The organism is Nonomuraea sp. NPDC050022 (assembly GCF_044460705.1).
In the GTDB taxonomy this organism is placed as follows: Bacteria; Actinomycetota; Actinomycetes; order Streptosporangiales; family Streptosporangiaceae; genus Nonomuraea.
Genome location: NZ_JBITKE010000001.1, coordinates 36,194 through 50,593 on the forward strand (window position 1 = coordinate 36,194; position 14,400 = coordinate 50,593).

Consider the following 14,400-nt stretch of genomic DNA (forward strand, 5'->3'; position numbering starts at 1 on the left):
ACAGAGGCGACGTAGCCTGCAGGAGTGCTGCTTCGCTCGATCGCCGTGCTGGCCGTGGCCAACGTCCTCAACAACCGGGTGGCGCCCCGCCTCGCCCCCCTGACCTCCGTCGCCGCGACGGCCGCCCTGGTGGCGATGGCGCGACGGTCCGGGGTGTCATGGCAGGAGCTCGGGTTCGAGCACGGGCCAAGGGGCGCGGCGATCGGCGGCGCCCTGGCGGCGGGTGTCGCCGCCGTCTACACGGCCGGGGTCGCGATGCCACGCACCCGGCCGCTGTTCCAGGACGACCGCGCCCTGTCGCTGTCGCGCGCCCGCGTCCTGGAGGAGGCGCTGGTGCAGGTCCCTCTGGGCACGGTCCTGCTGGAGGAGATGGGTTTCCGCGGCGCCCTGTACGGCACGCTTCGCCGTACCCACGGGACCGTCGCGGCGACGGCGGCGTCATCGGCCCTGTTCGGGCTGTGGCACATCCTTCCGGCCATCGACATGTCCCGCGCCAACCCGGCACTCGGCGCCCTGGCGGCCGGTGAGACCCCTGGCCGCCTGGACACCGCCCGCGTGGTGGCGGGCAGTGTGGTGTCGACGGCCGCCGCGGGCGTCCTGTTCTGCGAACTACGCCGCCAAGGCGGCTTGACGGCCCCGACCATGCTGCACCTGGCGACCAACTCCCTCGGCTACCTTTTCGCCAGAATCGCCGGAAAGCCCCGTCATCCGGCGGCCACCCCCGCCGGCAGGACCGCCAAGACCGGCGGGGCTCGCTAGGGCCGCCAAGACCGGCGGGGCCCGTCTCAGGGGACGGTCCAGGTGTGGGTCAGGCCGTTGTGACGGTTTGGAAGCCCTCCGCGTAGTGGCCTTCGCCGAAGCCGGCCTGTTCGGCCCACGCGGCGAAGCGGCTCTTCACGAAGTCGGCGAAGCCCTCGATGTGTCCCACCTGGCTGACGTGCGACTGCAGGGCCGCCAGCTTGCGGTCGATCGCCTCCGTGATGTCCGTCCAATGGTTGGGGGTGGAGCCGCCCATGAGCCAGACCTCGCGGACCGTCCAGGCGTCCAGGCCCTCGTCCTTGACCAACTCGGGGAAGGCGTACGGGTTGCGGGCGTCGGGATAGACGGCGTCGAGGGTGGAGCCGCCCACCGCGCGGTGGTCGGGGTGGCTCGGGGCGATGAACTGGTAGTTGCGGTCGGGGTGGTGGGTGATCACCAGGTCGGGACGTACCTGGCGGATGACCCTGGCGATGTCCTTGCGCAGCGCCAGCGACGGCACCACCGTGCCGTCCGCGTGGCCGAGGAAGCGGACGTCCGTGACGCCCACCGCCTTGGCGGCGGCCGTCTGTTCGGTTCTGCGCAGTTCGGCCATGCCGGTGTTGTCGAGCGTACGTTCGTTGCCTCCCGCGTCGCCGTCCGTGACCAGCAGGTAGGTGACCTCGACCCCCCGATCACCGAAGAGGGCGACCGTGCCCGCGGCGCCGAAGTCGGCGTCGTCGGGGTGCGCGGTCACGACGAGTACCCGGTTGATCTCGTTGTCGGCGAGCATCTTCTCCCTTTCGGATCGTTCTCTGACGACAACCAGTGGTTCACGGCCGACATTCCAGGCTGCTGGATCCGTCGCCACGGGTTCAGGGCTGGAGTTCCAGGCGGCCGGGGAAGGGGGTTTCGGGGGTCGGGGGCTGATGGGTGGGTTCGTGGTTCCAGGGGTTCGGAGGGGATTGTCGGTTTTGGGGGGTGGGATTCCAGGCGTCGAGGCGCCGTTTGTCGGTGGAGAGTCTTAACCTGGGTGCGTGCCGACCCAAGTCTCTGTTGACCACCCCTTGCTCGATGGCCTCAACCCGCAACAGCGGGAGGCCGTGATCCATCACGGCGGTCCGCTGCTGATCGTGGCGGGGGCGGGATCAGGAAAGACGCGGGTGCTCACCCATCGCATCGCCTACCTGCTCGGTGAGCGGCAGGTGCATCCGGGCGAGATCCTGGCCATCACCTTCACCAACAAGGCCGCGCGCGAGATGAAGGAGCGCATCGACCGGCTCGTCGGGCCCAGGTCGAAGGCGATGTGGGTGATGACGTTCCACAGCGCCTGCATGCGCATCCTGCGCCGCGAGGCCAAGCGGCTCGGGTTCCCCTCCAGTTTCTCCATCTACGACCAGGCCGACTCGCAGCGGCTGATGGCGATGGTGTGCAGGGAGATGGATCTCGACCCCAAGCGCTACCCGCCGCGGTCGTTCTCGGCCCAGGTGAGCAACTTCAAGAACGAGCTGGTCGACTACGAGACCGCGCTCGACAAAGCGGGCTCCCACTTGGAGAAGGTGCTCGCCGAGGCCTACAAGAGCTACCAGCGCAAGCTCACCGAGGCCGGCGCGATGGACTTCGACGACATCATCATGAACACGGTGACGCTGTTCCAGCTCTTCCCGGAGGTGGCCGAGCACTACCGGATGCGCTTCAGGCACGTGCTCGTCGACGAATACCAGGACACCAACCACGCCCAATACATCCTGATCAGGGAGCTGGTGGGCCGCCCCGACCTGCGCACGGCCGACGGCGAGCTGGTCCGTTCTGGCGCCGACCAGTCAGAGCTGTGCGTGGTCGGCGACGCCGACCAGTCGATCTACGCCTTCCGTGGCGCGACGATCCGCAACATCCTGGAGTTCGAGCGCGACTACCCCGACGCGCGCACGATCCTGCTGGAGCAGAACTACCGCTCCACCCAGAACATCCTGGCCGCCGCCAACGCCGTCATCGCCCGCAACGAGTCGCGCAAGCCGAAGAACCTCTGGTCCGACCAGGGCGACGGCCCCAAGATCGTCGGTTACGTGGCCGACAACGAGCACGACGAGGCCATGTTCGTGGCCCAGGAGGTAGATCGGCTCAGCGACGAGGAGGGCGTCAAGGCCGGCGACGTCGCGGTGTTCTACCGCACCAACGCGGCCTCCCGGGTGTTCGAGGAGATCTTCATCCGCACCGGCCTGCCCTACAAGGTGGTCGGGGGCGTGCGCTTCTACGAGCGCAAGGAGGTCAAGGACCTGCTGGCCTACCTGCGCGTGCTGGCCAACCCCGCTGACGTGGTGTCCATGCGGCGCATCCTCAACGTGCCCAAGCGCGGCATCGGCGACCGGGCCGAGGCGATGCTCGAAGCGCTCTCCTCGCGCGAGCGCATCTCCTTCTGGGACGCGCTGCGCAGGGCCGATGAGGCGTACGGCATGGCGACGCGCTCGCTCAACGCGGTGCGCGAGTTCGTCGCGATGATCGAGGGGATGATCGGCAAGGCCGAGGGCATGCCGCCGTCGGCGCTCGCGGAGGAGATCCTGGTCGCCACCGGTTACCGCGCCGAGCTGGAGGCTTCGGAGGATCCGCAGGACGAGTCCCGGCTGGAAAACCTCAACGAGCTCATCTCGGTGGCCTCGGAGTTCGAGGAGGCCAATCCCGAGGGCACGCTGGTGGAGTTCCTGGAGCAGGTGTCGCTGGTGGCTGACGCCGACCAGATCCCCGAAGCCGACGGCGGGCAGGGCGTGGTCACGCTGATGACCCTGCACACCGCCAAGGGGCTGGAGTTCCCGGTCGTCTTCCTGACCGCGATGGAAGACGGCGTCTTCCCGCACATCCGCTCGCTGGGCGAGCCGAAGGAGCTGGAGGAGGAGCGCCGGCTGGCCTACGTGGGGATCACCAGGGCCCAGAAGCGCCTCTACCTCACGCGGGCCGCCGTACGCAGCTCGTGGGGCTCGCCGTCGTTCAACCCGGCCTCGCGGTTCGTCAACGAGGTGCCGGTGCAACTGCTCGACTGGCGTACCCCGCCGGAGAAGTCGGCCTGGAGCGCGGCGACCCGGCGCGAGCCCGCGCAGGCGGCGGCGCCGAAGAAGGGCGCCCGCACGGTGCCCACGCTGGCACCGGGCGATCGGGTGACGCACGACGCGTTCGGGCTGGGCACCGTCGTGTCCGTGGACGGGGTGGCGGAGAAGACCAAGGTCAAGATCGACTTCGGGAGCGGAGGCGAGAAGACGCTGCTCCTCGCCTACGCTCCGCTGGAAAAACTCTGACCGCTGGAAAAGCTTCTGACCGCTGGAAGGCTTCTGACCCGTCGGGTGCTCAGCTCTTCTGCTGCTGCTGGGCGCCCTTCGGGAGGGCGCTGCCCTTCTTCCACTCGGTCCAGTTGAGCTGCCAGTAGCTCCACCCGTTGCGCCAGTCGAGCTTGCGCTTGGTGCCGGTGATCTTGACGACGTCGCCGCGCTGGGCGATGCCGTAGAACCACTTGGCGCCGGCCGGAGTGGCACGGACGCAGCCGTGGCTCTGGTTAGAACGGCCTAGGAACTGGTAGTAGCCCGCGCTCTGATGCACATACTCGCCGCTGTCGGAAATGCGTACCGCCCACGGGATCTCCTCCTTGTAGTACTGAGGGTCCTTGGGGTCGGTGACGCCCATCCACGCCGAGGTCATGGTCTCCAGCGGCTTCTTGTTCATCGTGAGATGGGTGCCGCTGGTGGTCAGGTAGACGTCCACGCCGTTCTTGACCATGCCGCCGCGGCCCGCGCTGATGGGGATCGACTTGACGAGCTTGCCGTCGCGCCGGACCTTCATCACGTGGCTGCGGGTGTTCACCACCGAGATGTTGGAGTAGCCGACGGCGAAGCGGCGGCTGACATCCTTGGCGGCCTCGTTGCCGGGAATCTGGCTCAGGCGGGCGTTGAGCTGAACCTTCTGGTGCGGACGCCAGTACGTCTTGGTGCGGTAGACGACCTTGCGGTCGGTCACCCAGCGCCAGGCGCCGTCGACCGGCCGGTCCGCCTGCACCTGCAGGACGGTCTCGGCCGCCGCCCTGTCGGTCACCTTGCGGTCGAACGTCACGATGATGGGGAAGCCGACGCCGACCTTCTCCTTGGCTTCACCTTCGGGGGTGATGTCGGCGATCTCCAGCTTGGCCTTCTTCGCCGCGACCTTCTGTACCGGGCTCTTCGGTACGGCCTTCCTCGGCACGGCGGCGCCGGCCGCGTGCACCGGGGTGGCGGCGGCGACCTGAGCCACCGGGGCAGGTGTTCCTTCCGTGCTACAGGCCGCCACCGTGGTGATCAGGGCGGCCAGAGCCAGCATCCGGGGGAGGGGATTCAAGGGTTACTCCAGGACTATGTCTACGCATCAGGCGTCTCATAAGTGAGACAACCAAAAGACGCCATACGTGGACGCCTGGCGATAACGATCATGTAACGCCTCTCGGGGTCCTGGTTTACGGCCCCGGCGCGCCCGACTCAGTCGTTGAGCTTGGTGGTGATCTTGCTCGCGGGCGGCGACTTGATCGAGACCTTGGCGCCCCAGCCGGTGTAGCGGGTCTCGGTCGTGACCGCCTTGTCCTCCCACCAGGAGATGTCCAAGAAGTCCGTGGCCTGCCACGTGGTGGTCAACTGGCTGGGGAGCCCCTTGGCGTCGACCTTGAGGGCGTACGTGACGGTGGCCTCGGTGTCGGAGCGCATCGGGATCGAGCTGCTGAACCAGGGGGAGATCTTGAAGAGCTTGCTGAAGGTGATCTGGCCGCGGTAGGTGGACCCGCTGAGCTTGCCGTTCTTGACCAGGGCGGCGAGCGTCGCGGGCTCGGCCGGACTCACCACCTGGCCGAACCAGCTGCTCATGGTGCTGAGGTTCATTTTGCTGTACGTCTTGAACCAGGTCTTGCCCTTCGGCATGTCCTCGCTCAGGGTGCCGCCCGACACCCACGCGACGTCACCGATCGCGATGGTCCGCTCGGGCGTGGTGTTGTGCCCGTCGTACAACGGACTGGAGAACTTCCCGGTGATGTCCCAGCCGGTGATCCCCTTCTTGCCGAACTGAATGCTGCCGGTGCGCCGGACCAGCGGATCCTTGTTGACGGCGCCGACGAACGCGCTGGTGTCGGTGAAGCGGACCCCGTGCCCGGCCACGAGCTGCGCTTTTAACGCCGCGACGGGGTTCTTCGGCGCCGCTTGAGCGGGGGCGGACGAGACGAGTACGGCGACGCCGGCCGTGAGTGCGGTGATCATGAGTTTCATGAGGCGCCATCTTGCCGACAAATGATCACGACAGCACCTCATTACCCGCGCGGGAAAGCCATGATCGCCGCGTGGACACCCGAGTCGGCGCGAATGACGCCGGGCTCGGCGGAGGACCCAATAGGGTGCCGGGATGCGGGTACTGATTTCGGGTGGGGCGGGGTTCATCGGGAGCACGATCGCGTCGGCGTGCCTGGACGCGGGGATCACGCCGGTGATTCTCGACAACCTGGTCACGGGGCGGCGGGAGTTCGCCGAGGGCCGGACTTTCTACGAGGGCGATATCGCCGACGGGATGCTGGTCGACAAGATATTCGCCGAGCAGCCCGACATCGAGGCGGTCGTTCATTGCGCCGCGCTGATCGTGGTGCCGGATTCGGTGGCCGATCCGGTCGGCTACTACCGGGCGAATGTCACCAAGAGCCTGGAGTTCGTGGATCACCTGCTGCGCAACGGGTGCGAGCGGATGATTTTCAGCTCCTCGGCGTCGATTTACCGCACCGGGGACGATCATACGGTCGACGAGCGGTCGCCGCTCGATCCGCAGAGCCCCTACGCGCGGACGAAGGCGGTCTGCGAGGCGATGTTCGCCGATATCGCGGCGACCCGGCCGATCAACGTGCTGTCCCTGCGCTATTTCAATCCGATCGGGGCGGATCCCGCGATGCGCACCGGGTTGCAGCTGCGGCGGCCGAGCCACGCGCTGGGCAAGATGATCGGCGCGTACGAGGAAGGCGTGCCGTTCGAGATCACCGGCACCGACTACTCCACACGTGACGGCTCCGGGATCCGCGACTACGTCCACGTCTGGGATCTGGCGGCGGCGCACGTGGCCGCGTTGCAGCGCTTCGATGACCTGTCCGAGGCGGAATCGGTCATCAATCTGGGCACCGGCTCAGGGACGACCGTGCGTGAGCTGGTCGACGCGTTCAACCGGGTGGTGACGCGACCGGTCGAGGTGGTCGAGACCGAGCGGCGGCCCGGCGACGTGGCGGGCGCCTACACGCGCAGCGACCTCGCGCACCGGCTGCTGGCGTGGCGGCCGCGCTACTCGATCGAGGAAGGGATCAGGCACTCGCTCGACTGGGCCGCCGTACGTGACTCGCGCCTTGCCGAATGAGCGCCCTGCTCATCACCGGCCCCGCGCGCTGACTACGTCAAGCAACCCCGCCTCTCCCGCCTGGCGATGGGAGAGACAGGAGATGCGTGAGCCCGGCTGTCTCACGGTGGAGCCGAGCGTGAGCCCGGCTCCTACGAGAGAGCCGAGCGTGAGCTCGGTTCTCTCGTGGTGAAGCTGTACGGCGGTTCGGTGGTTACTTCGCGATGCTGCTGAGCGGAACCGTCAGCGAAGGAATCTCGTCCGTGCTGTCCGTGCCGTCCTTGAGCTCGTCCGTCACCTGGTCGGCCGGCGGCGCGGTGATCTTCACCGCGTTGCCCCAGCCGCTGTACAGGGTCTCGACGCTGAGGGCCGACTCGTCGTCCGTGTTCGAGGAGAGCGCGGCCAGCGGCATCGTCGTGACCAGCCGGGAAGGCAGGCCCTTGGCGTCGACGGTGAGCTTCCAGGACAGAGCGATCTTCGCCGTCTTCTTGCTGGCGGCGCCGAGCATGAGGTTGCCGCGGAAGGACGGGGAGATCCTGCGCAGCTCACCCACGGTGATCTTGCCCACGTAGCCGCCCTTGGCCGGCTTGGCGCTCTTGAACAGGGTCTTGAGCGTGGCCGACTCGGTGAGGTTGAGCGGCTGGCCGTAGACGCCGCTCAGGCCGGAGAACGGCACGTTGCGCATCCTGACCCAGGTCTTGTCCGCGGGCAGCAGGTCTACCCAGAGCCCGCCGGACAGGTACGACGTCTTGCCGATCGTGATCGTCCGCTCGGGCCTGGACAGGGCCTTGAGGGTCTTGTCCTCGTCGTCGCCCGATCCCATCCCCTTGAGATTGAACTTGCCGGTGATGTCCGACGCGGCGACGCCCGTCTTGCTGAACTGGTACGCCCCCGACCGACGGGTGATGATGCCCCGCATCCGGCCCTGGACGGCGGTGGTGCGCTCGCTGAACTTCACACCCTTGCCGGCGACGAACTGCTTCTTCACCGCGGCGACCGGGTCCTTGGCGGCCGGTGCCGCCTGTGCCGGCCCGGCAGCCAGGAGTGTGGCGGCCGACGCTAAAGCCAGCCCCGTGATGATGCGCTTCATATCAATTCCCTCGTCTCTTGATTTACGGAAGCGGGAGGATCCTGCCAAACGAAGATCACGACGATATCTCAACCGATTGTCCGCAGCGAGGAAAATATGTGGATTTTTCGTGCAGAAGGGCCCCGACATCGTCGGGGCCCCTTTGTGGAAATTTCTGACTATGGGGTGTTTCCATCGTCGTCAGGCGGAACGCTGACGTAGTTCCTGTCGATGGCGGCCGGTGGCTCGGGGGCCTTCTTCGTCAGGTCCTTGACGTCCGCGACCTGGTCGGATGGAGGCGCGGTCACGTTCACCGCGGTGCCCCACTCGGTGTATCGGCTTTCGGTCGTGGCGTGGAGGGTGGCCTTCTTGGTGGCCTTCATGGACCACGAGATGGCCAGTCGCTTCACCAGTTTCCGCGCGTCGAGCGTCAGGCGCCAGGAGATCATGGTTTTGGCGGGTTCGCCGGTCGGCTTCATCGCGATCTGCTCGCGGAACGTCGGCGACAGCTTGTACAGCTCGGCGAAAGTGATCGAGCCGCGATACTGGGCGCCCCTTACCGTCTTCGTCTTGGCCAGCAGGTATTTGAGCGTCGCCGGTTCGAAGACGTTGATGAGCTGGTCGCCATAAGCGGCCGAGGACGGGCTGCCGTTCATCCCGACCCAGCTCTTGTTCTCGGGTAGGAGGGTGCTGTACAGGCCGCCGTTGACGTACATGCGCCGGCCCACGCTGACGAGGTAGATCCGCTCGGTGAGCAGGTCGACGGCGTCGGCGATGGAAGCGTCCTTAGCCGCCATCTTCTTCAGCCGCGCCCGTTCCTGCGGCGTGAGGATGGGCGTACGGGTGTTCTCGGCGCCCGCGATGCCCTTGGCGTCGAACCCGATCACGCCCTGCCTGTCGGCCTGGGTGTAGGACTCACCGCCGATCTTGATGCTGGTCCGCTCGGCGAACTTGACTCCCTGCCCCGCGACGAACTGCTTCTTCAACGCCGCCACCGGGTCCGCCGGTTTGGCCTGCGCGTACGCGGGAGCGGCCACGGCCAGCGCGGAAACTGCCACCGCGCCGGCGATCCATCGCCTCATAGATGTGGGTGCCCTTCTTCAGATGTCCCGAAATATCGTGCTGAAGTGAGATCACTGTCACATAACGGGATAACTGAGACCCGATGACCTGGTCAGGTCAAGCTTGGGGCTAGGCTTCACTGGCGGAAACGCCCGGCACGCACGCACGGGGTGGCCCGGGCCGTCGAACATTTCAGTCGGACAAGCGTCGAACATCAGTCGGATAAGCAAGGACGGACCCTCGTGGACCTGTTCGAACATCAGGCGAAGGAGCTCTTCGCTGACTACGGCATCCCGGTGCCACGCGGCATTGTCGCTCACACCGTGGAGGAGGTACGGGCGGCGGCTGAGCAGCTGACCGGCCGCGTCGTCGTCAAGGCCCAGGTGAAGACCGGAGGCCGCGGCAAGGCCGGTGGCGTGAAGGTGGCCGATGACGCCGCCGACGCCGTTGACAAGGCCAACACCATCCTGGGCATGGACATCAAGGGCCACACGGTCCACAAGGTGCTCGTGGAGGAGGCCAGCGCGATCGCGGAGGAGTACTACTTCTCCTTCCTGCTCGACCGCGCGAACCGTACCTTCCTCGCGATCTGCTCCGCCGCGGGCGGCATGGAGATCGAAGAGGTCGCGCACACCGCGCCCGATAAGGTGGCCAAGATCCCGGTCTCCGCGCTGGACGGCATCGACCGCGCCAGGGCGCGGGAGATCGCGGCCGCGGGCGGTCTGCCCGAGAAGGCGCTCGACGGCGCCGCCGAGCTCATCGAGAAGCTCTGGTGCGCGTTCGTCGACGAGGACGCCACGCTGGTCGAGGTCAACCCGATGATCCTGTCGGCTGACGGCCAGGTGAAGGCGCTCGACGGCAAGGTCACGCTCGACGACAACGCCGCGTTCCGCCAGCCGGAGCACGAGGCGTACGCCGACAAGAACGCCGAGGACCCCCTTGAGGCCAAGGCCAAGGAGAAGGACCTCAACTACGTCAAGCTCGACGGTGACGTGGGCATCATCGGCAACGGCGCGGGCCTGGTCATGTCGACGCTCGACGTGGTCGCCTACGCCGGCGAGGCGTTCCCCGGCAAGCCGTCGCCCGCCAACTTCCTCGACATCGGCGGCGGCGCCTCGGCCGAGGTCATGGCCGCGGGCCTGGAGATCATCCTCTCCGACCCGAGCGTGAAGTCGATCTTCGTGAACGTCTTCGGCGGCATCACCTCCTGCGACGCGGTGGCCAACGGCATCATCTCGGCCTTCAAGCTGCTGGAGAGCCGCGGCGAAGCGGTGACCCACCCGCTGGTGGTCCGGCTTGACGGCAACAACGCCCTGCTCGGGCGGCAGATCCTGGCCGACGCCGCGCTCCCGCGCGTCGAGCTGGTCGACACGATGGACGACGCGGCCAAGCGGGTCGCCGAGCTCGCTGCGGTAGGTGCGTGACACATGGCTATCTGGCTGACCGAGAACAGCAAGATCATCGTTCAGGGCATGACCGGCGGTGAGGGCACCAAGCACACCCGCCGCATGCTCGCCTCCGGCGCCCGCGTGGTCGGTGGCGTCAACGCCCGCAAGGCGGGCACGACGCACGAGGGCCTGCCGGTGTTCGGCACGGTGAAGGAGGCCATGGAGCAGACGGGCGCCGACGTGTCGGTCGCCTTCGTGCCGCCGGCCTTCACCAAGGACGCCGTCAAGGAGGCCATTGACGCGGAGATCCCGCTCTGCGTGGTGATCACCGAGGGCGTGCCGGTCCACGACTCGACCGAGTTCTGGGCGTACGCGATCGCCAAGGGCAACAAGACCCGCATCATCGGCCCCAACTGCCCCGGCATCGCCTCGCCCGGCGCCTCCAACGCCGGCATCATCCCCGCCGACATCACCACGGCCGGCCGTATCGGCCTGGTGTCCAAGTCGGGCACGCTGACGTACCAGCTCATGTACGAGCTGCGCGACTTCGGCTTCTCGACCGCGGTGGGCATCGGCGGTGACCCGGTCATCGGCACGACGCACATCGATGCGCTCCAGGCGTTCCAGGACGACCCGGGCACCGACGCGATCGTGATGATCGGTGAGATCGGCGGCGACGCCGAGGAGCGGGCCGCGGCCTACATCGAGCAGCACGTCACCAAGCCCGTGGTGGCCTACGTCGCGGGCTTCACCGCCCCGGAGGGCAAGACGATGGGCCATGCCGGCGCCATCGTCTCCGGCTCCGCCGGCACCGCGCAGGCGAAGAAGGAGGCCCTCGAAAAGGTGGGCGTCCGCGTCGGCAAGACTCCGTCCGAGACCGCGCGCCTCATGCGTGAGATCATGCAGTCGCGCTGATTTCCGGCTGAAGACCGCCCCGCCCGTTTCGTGGCGGGGCGTCTTTTTTGTGCCGAGCCGGTGGGTGGCGTCCCCTGTGAAACCGCGGAGACCCCCCAAAGAGGGCGAAAAATGGGAGAGGGAAAGCCCTGCGCGCGGCGCGTCAACCAAGCGTTGGTTGGTAAAGCTTGAGAAAATAACTACTTGTGACGGCGCTTCTCGAATCGGTACTAGGTCGGCTGCCCGGCGTCTCGAGTGATGACGACGAGACGCGCCGGCCGCTGCCCGTGTCCGGGATGCTCGCCGCCGCCATCACGCTGGGCGTCGGCCTGGCCGTTCTCACCACGCTGACCCTGGTCGGGTGGATCGCCGCGCCGCGCGGTGCGCTGGGCGCGGGGCTGCCGGGCGTGTTCCGTACGGCGGCGCAGGTGTGGCTGGCCGCCCACCACGCCGGGTTCGCGATCCCCGGCGGCAAGGTGGGGCTGCTCCCGCTCGGCCTGACGATCCTGCCCGCCGTGCTGCTCTACCGCGCCGGGCGGTGGATGGCGCGCGACGCCGACCTGCGGCTGCGGCTGCCCGCGCGGCTGCCCAAGAACAGCCCGCGCGAGCAGGCCAGCGCGCGCCGCCGGGCCCAGCTCGTCCTGGTCGCGCAGGCCGGAGTCTCCCTGGCCGCCCCCTACGCCCTGCTCGCCGGGCTCATCGCGCTCGTCGCCCGCAACGACATCACCCAGCCGTTCATCGGCGAGGCGCTGGTCAGCCACTTCGTGCTGGCGTTCTTCGCGGGGGCGCTGGCCACGGCGCGGACGATCGGCCCGTGGCGGGCGATGCTGCGCCTGCTGCCCGAGCGGGTGCGCGCCCTGACCGTCGGCACGGCCGTCGCCACGGCGGTGCTGCTCGTCGCCGGGCTCGCCCTCGTGCTGACGGCCCTGATCGTGAACTTCGGCCAGGTACGCGAGCTGTCCAACGTGCTCGCGCCCGGGTTCGTGGGCGGCGTGCTGCTCCTGCTGGTCCAGATCCTCTATCTGCTCAACACCGTCATCTGGGCCGCCTCCTACATCGCCGGGCCGGGCTTCGCCGTCGGCGCCGACACGCTGGTCGCGCCCACTGGCGTGCAACTGGGCACGGTGCCGAGCCTGCCGCTGCTCGGCGCGCTGCCCGAGAGCGGTCCCGTGCCCGGCTGGACGATGGCGGTGATCGCGCTGCCGTTCGCCGCCGGGACCGTGGCCGGGATCGTGGTGGCCAGGATGGCGCCGTCGCCTTCGTACGAGGCCGCACCGCTGTGGGGCTTCTTCACCGGGATCACCACTGGGCTGGTCGCCGCGCTGCTCGCCGCGCTGTCCGGCGGCCCCATCGGCGGCGGGCGGCTGGCCACGGTCGGGCCGTCGCCGTGGGAGGTGGCGCTGTCGGTGGGCCTGGAGGTGGGCGTCGCCGCCGGCATCTCCGCGGGCGTGGCCAACGTACTCCTGCTCAACAGGCGGGCCCGAGCTCCACTCGACAAGGCCGCGGTTCCGGTACGCAAGGCGGGCGCCGCGATCGCCAGGGCGGCGAGCAAGGTCGGCCTGGCCGAGGCCGACGCCCGGCCCCTGCCCGGCCACTGGATGGACGCCACCGAGGCCGACACCCAGGCCATTCCGGTGATCCGGGACGACTGGCAGGACGAGCACGCCTCGGCCGCGGCGGAGACGCTGGCCCAGGCCCTGCCGATCCTGCCGGAGCGGGACCGCCCACCGCGTACGGACATCGTCGATGAGTCGGACGATCGTGGCGGCCATGTCATCTACGTCGATCCCTACGCCTGGGATCGCGACTGAGGGCCTGTTCTGGTGTCCGCCGGCCGACGGAGCCGCAGGGCCGCGACTATCAGCAGGGCCACTGCGCCTGCGGTGAGGATGGCGTTGCTGGCCAGGTCTTCCGCCAGGCTGGTCGGTTGGGTGAGCGGGACCGTCGGGGTGATGTTCCGCTGGGGGAAGGAGTGCCAGGCGTAGGTCAGCATGGCGCCGCCGGCGAGCGCCAGCCGGTGGGCCTGCGACCAGCCGGCGCGGTGTGACCAGCGGACCACCACGGTGGCGACGGTGACGAACAGGGTCAGATAGATGATCACGCTGAGCCACGGCGGGAGGGGGATCGCCTCCGCCAGCCAGGGCGTGAAGCCGGTGGGGTCGACCGCGTACAGCAGCACGAAGACCGCTCCGGCGACCATGGCGAAAGCGCCGACGACCCACGGGCTGGGGGCGCGGCCGCGCAGCAGGGTGACGTCGGTGGTGCGCCTAGGGAGGCGGATGCCGGCGACGATGATCGCGGCGATGACGACTCCGGCGCCGATGAGCTGGAGCGCGGAGGCATGGCGGCCGAAGACGGCCTGTGCGACGCCGCTGCCCAGGGCGACGACCGCGTACAGCACGCCTGCGACGGTGAGACCGATCTTGCCCAGCCATGGCGTGGTGCGCCGCGAGCCGGCGAGGGTCTCCGCGACCGCGATCGGGGCGCTGATGCTGAAGACCGTGTGCACGCCGACCATGAACAGCGTCCATGGTCCGGCCAGGCCGAGCTCGGGGATGAAGCCGTACTCGAGGGTGTGCGCGCCGACCATCCAGTTCGAGTCCCACAGCGTCTGGGTGACGAAGGCCTCCTCGATCATGCCGTAGGCCAGCGCGAGGGTCATCATGGCGGGCCAGCCGCGTCCGGTACGGCGGGCGAACTCACGGATGAGGAGGGCGCCGCCGCCGTACAGGGGGGCCAGGCCGAGCAGGTTTTGGATGTGGGTGATCGGTGCGTTGCCCATCAGGTACTCGGCGGTCAGTGGCGCGAGGAAGAACAGCCCGATGGCGGGCGCCAGGCGAGGGAGTAACGCTCTTTGGCTCATGTCTCCTGGATATCACCACTAAGCGC

General features: G+C 68.3%; 12 protein-coding genes. 6 read left to right on the forward strand and 6 right to left on the reverse strand.

Going from position 1 to position 14,400, the window contains the following annotated elements:
• Nucleotides 1-24: 24 nt before the first annotated feature.
• Nucleotides 25-759 (forward strand): CPBP family intramembrane glutamic endopeptidase, encoded by a 735-nt coding sequence (locus ACIBO2_RS00170; protein ID WP_358548775.1) that lies wholly within the window; start codon nucleotides 25-27, stop codon nucleotides 757-759.
• A 49-nt stretch (nucleotides 760-808) separates the two neighbouring features.
• On the opposite strand, the gene ACIBO2_RS00175 is transcribed toward ACIBO2_RS00170, so the two are convergent.
• Nucleotides 809-1,528, reverse strand: coding sequence for a PIG-L deacetylase family protein (locus tag ACIBO2_RS00175; RefSeq protein WP_358548772.1), 720 nt, complete (start codon nucleotides 1,526-1,528; stop codon nucleotides 809-811).
• Between the two features lie 274 nt (nucleotides 1,529-1,802).
• Here ACIBO2_RS00175 and pcrA point away from each other — a divergent pair, with 274 nt between their 5' ends.
• On the forward strand, nucleotides 1,803-4,022 hold the full coding sequence (gene pcrA / locus ACIBO2_RS00180) for a DNA helicase PcrA (protein WP_358548864.1): 2,220 nt from the start codon (nucleotides 1,803-1,805) through the stop codon (nucleotides 4,020-4,022).
• Between the two features lie 49 nt (nucleotides 4,023-4,071).
• Here the strand turns inward: pcrA and ACIBO2_RS00185 are convergent, their stop codons facing one another.
• Together ACIBO2_RS00185 and ACIBO2_RS00190 are read right to left on the reverse strand one after the other, a co-directional pair.
• On the reverse strand, nucleotides 4,072-5,088 hold the full coding sequence (locus tag ACIBO2_RS00185) for a L,D-transpeptidase (protein WP_358548769.1): 1,017 nt from the start codon (nucleotides 5,086-5,088) through the stop codon (nucleotides 4,072-4,074).
• A gap of 137 nt (nucleotides 5,089-5,225) precedes the next feature.
• On the reverse strand, nucleotides 5,226-5,999 hold the full coding sequence (locus tag ACIBO2_RS00190; RefSeq protein ID WP_358548766.1) for a hypothetical protein: 774 nt from the start codon (nucleotides 5,997-5,999) through the stop codon (nucleotides 5,226-5,228).
• A 133-nt stretch (nucleotides 6,000-6,132) separates the two neighbouring features.
• Between ACIBO2_RS00190 and galE the strand changes: the two genes are divergently transcribed.
• The gene (galE, locus tag ACIBO2_RS00195; RefSeq protein ID WP_358548764.1) at nucleotides 6,133-7,119 is read left to right on the forward strand and encodes a UDP-glucose 4-epimerase GalE; all 987 of its coding nucleotides are present in this window, start codon (nucleotides 6,133-6,135) and stop codon (nucleotides 7,117-7,119) included.
• Nucleotides 7,120-7,312: 193 nt separating this feature from the next.
• On the opposite strand, the gene ACIBO2_RS00200 is transcribed toward galE, so the two are convergent.
• Nucleotides 7,313-8,188, reverse strand: coding sequence for a hypothetical protein (locus ACIBO2_RS00200; protein WP_397294583.1), 876 nt, complete (start codon nucleotides 8,186-8,188; stop codon nucleotides 7,313-7,315).
• Between the two features lie 158 nt (nucleotides 8,189-8,346).
• Entirely contained in the window at nucleotides 8,347-9,249 is a 903-nt protein-coding gene (locus ACIBO2_RS00205) for a hypothetical protein (protein WP_358548759.1), read from the reverse strand.
• Nucleotides 9,250-9,471: 222 nt separating this feature from the next.
• On the opposite strand from ACIBO2_RS00205, the gene sucC reads away from it, so the two are divergent.
• The 3 genes from sucC (at nucleotide 9,472) to ACIBO2_RS00220 (ending at nucleotide 13,322) form a co-directional block, all read left to right on the forward strand.
• Nucleotides 9,472-10,653: an ADP-forming succinate--CoA ligase subunit beta gene (sucC, locus tag ACIBO2_RS00210; protein ID WP_397294585.1), complete on the forward strand. Its 1,182-nt coding sequence runs from the start codon at nucleotides 9,472-9,474 to the stop codon at nucleotides 10,651-10,653.
• Nucleotides 10,654-10,656: 3 nt separating this feature from the next.
• Complete coding sequence (sucD, locus tag ACIBO2_RS00215) at nucleotides 10,657-11,532, forward strand: succinate--CoA ligase subunit alpha (RefSeq protein ID WP_219531323.1); 876 nt, start codon at nucleotides 10,657-10,659, stop codon at nucleotides 11,530-11,532.
• A gap of 185 nt (nucleotides 11,533-11,717) precedes the next feature.
• Nucleotides 11,718-13,322 carry a DUF6350 family protein gene (locus ACIBO2_RS00220; protein ID WP_358548755.1) on the forward strand — a complete coding sequence of 535 codons (1,605 nt, stop codon included), beginning with the start codon at nucleotides 11,718-11,720 and terminating at the stop codon, nucleotides 13,320-13,322.
• On the opposite strand, the gene ACIBO2_RS00225 is transcribed toward ACIBO2_RS00220, so the two are convergent.
• The gene (locus ACIBO2_RS00225) at nucleotides 13,301-14,374 is read right to left on the reverse strand and encodes a hypothetical protein (RefSeq protein ID WP_358548753.1); all 1,074 of its coding nucleotides are present in this window, start codon (nucleotides 14,372-14,374) and stop codon (nucleotides 13,301-13,303) included. The two genes, ACIBO2_RS00220 and ACIBO2_RS00225, sit on opposite strands and share 22 nt — an antisense overlap.
• Nucleotides 14,375-14,400: the final 26 nt, after the last annotated feature.

What these genes read in the sequence shown, in the direction of transcription:
- ACIBO2_RS00200 (WP_397294583.1), bottom strand. Translation starts at nt 8,188, where the DNA reads ATGAAGCGCATCATCACGGGGCTGGCTTTAGCGTCGGCCGCCACACTC.
- ACIBO2_RS00175 (WP_358548772.1), bottom strand. Translation starts at nt 1,528, where the DNA reads ATGCTCGCCGACAACGAGATCAACCGGGTACTCGTCGTGACCGCGCAC.
- sucD (WP_219531323.1), top strand. Translation starts at nt 10,657, where the DNA reads ATGGCTATCTGGCTGACCGAGAACAGCAAGATCATCGTTCAGGGCATG.
- galE (WP_358548764.1), top strand. Translation starts at nt 6,133, where the DNA reads ATGCGGGTACTGATTTCGGGTGGGGCGGGGTTCATCGGGAGCACGATC.
- ACIBO2_RS00225 (WP_358548753.1), bottom strand. Translation starts at nt 14,374, where the DNA reads ATGAGCCAAAGAGCGTTACTCCCTCGCCTGGCGCCCGCCATCGGGCTG.
- ACIBO2_RS00205 (WP_358548759.1), bottom strand. Translation starts at nt 9,249, where the DNA reads ATGAGGCGATGGATCGCCGGCGCGGTGGCAGTTTCCGCGCTGGCCGTG.
- ACIBO2_RS00190 (WP_358548766.1), bottom strand. Translation starts at nt 5,999, where the DNA reads ATGAAACTCATGATCACCGCACTCACGGCCGGCGTCGCCGTACTCGTC.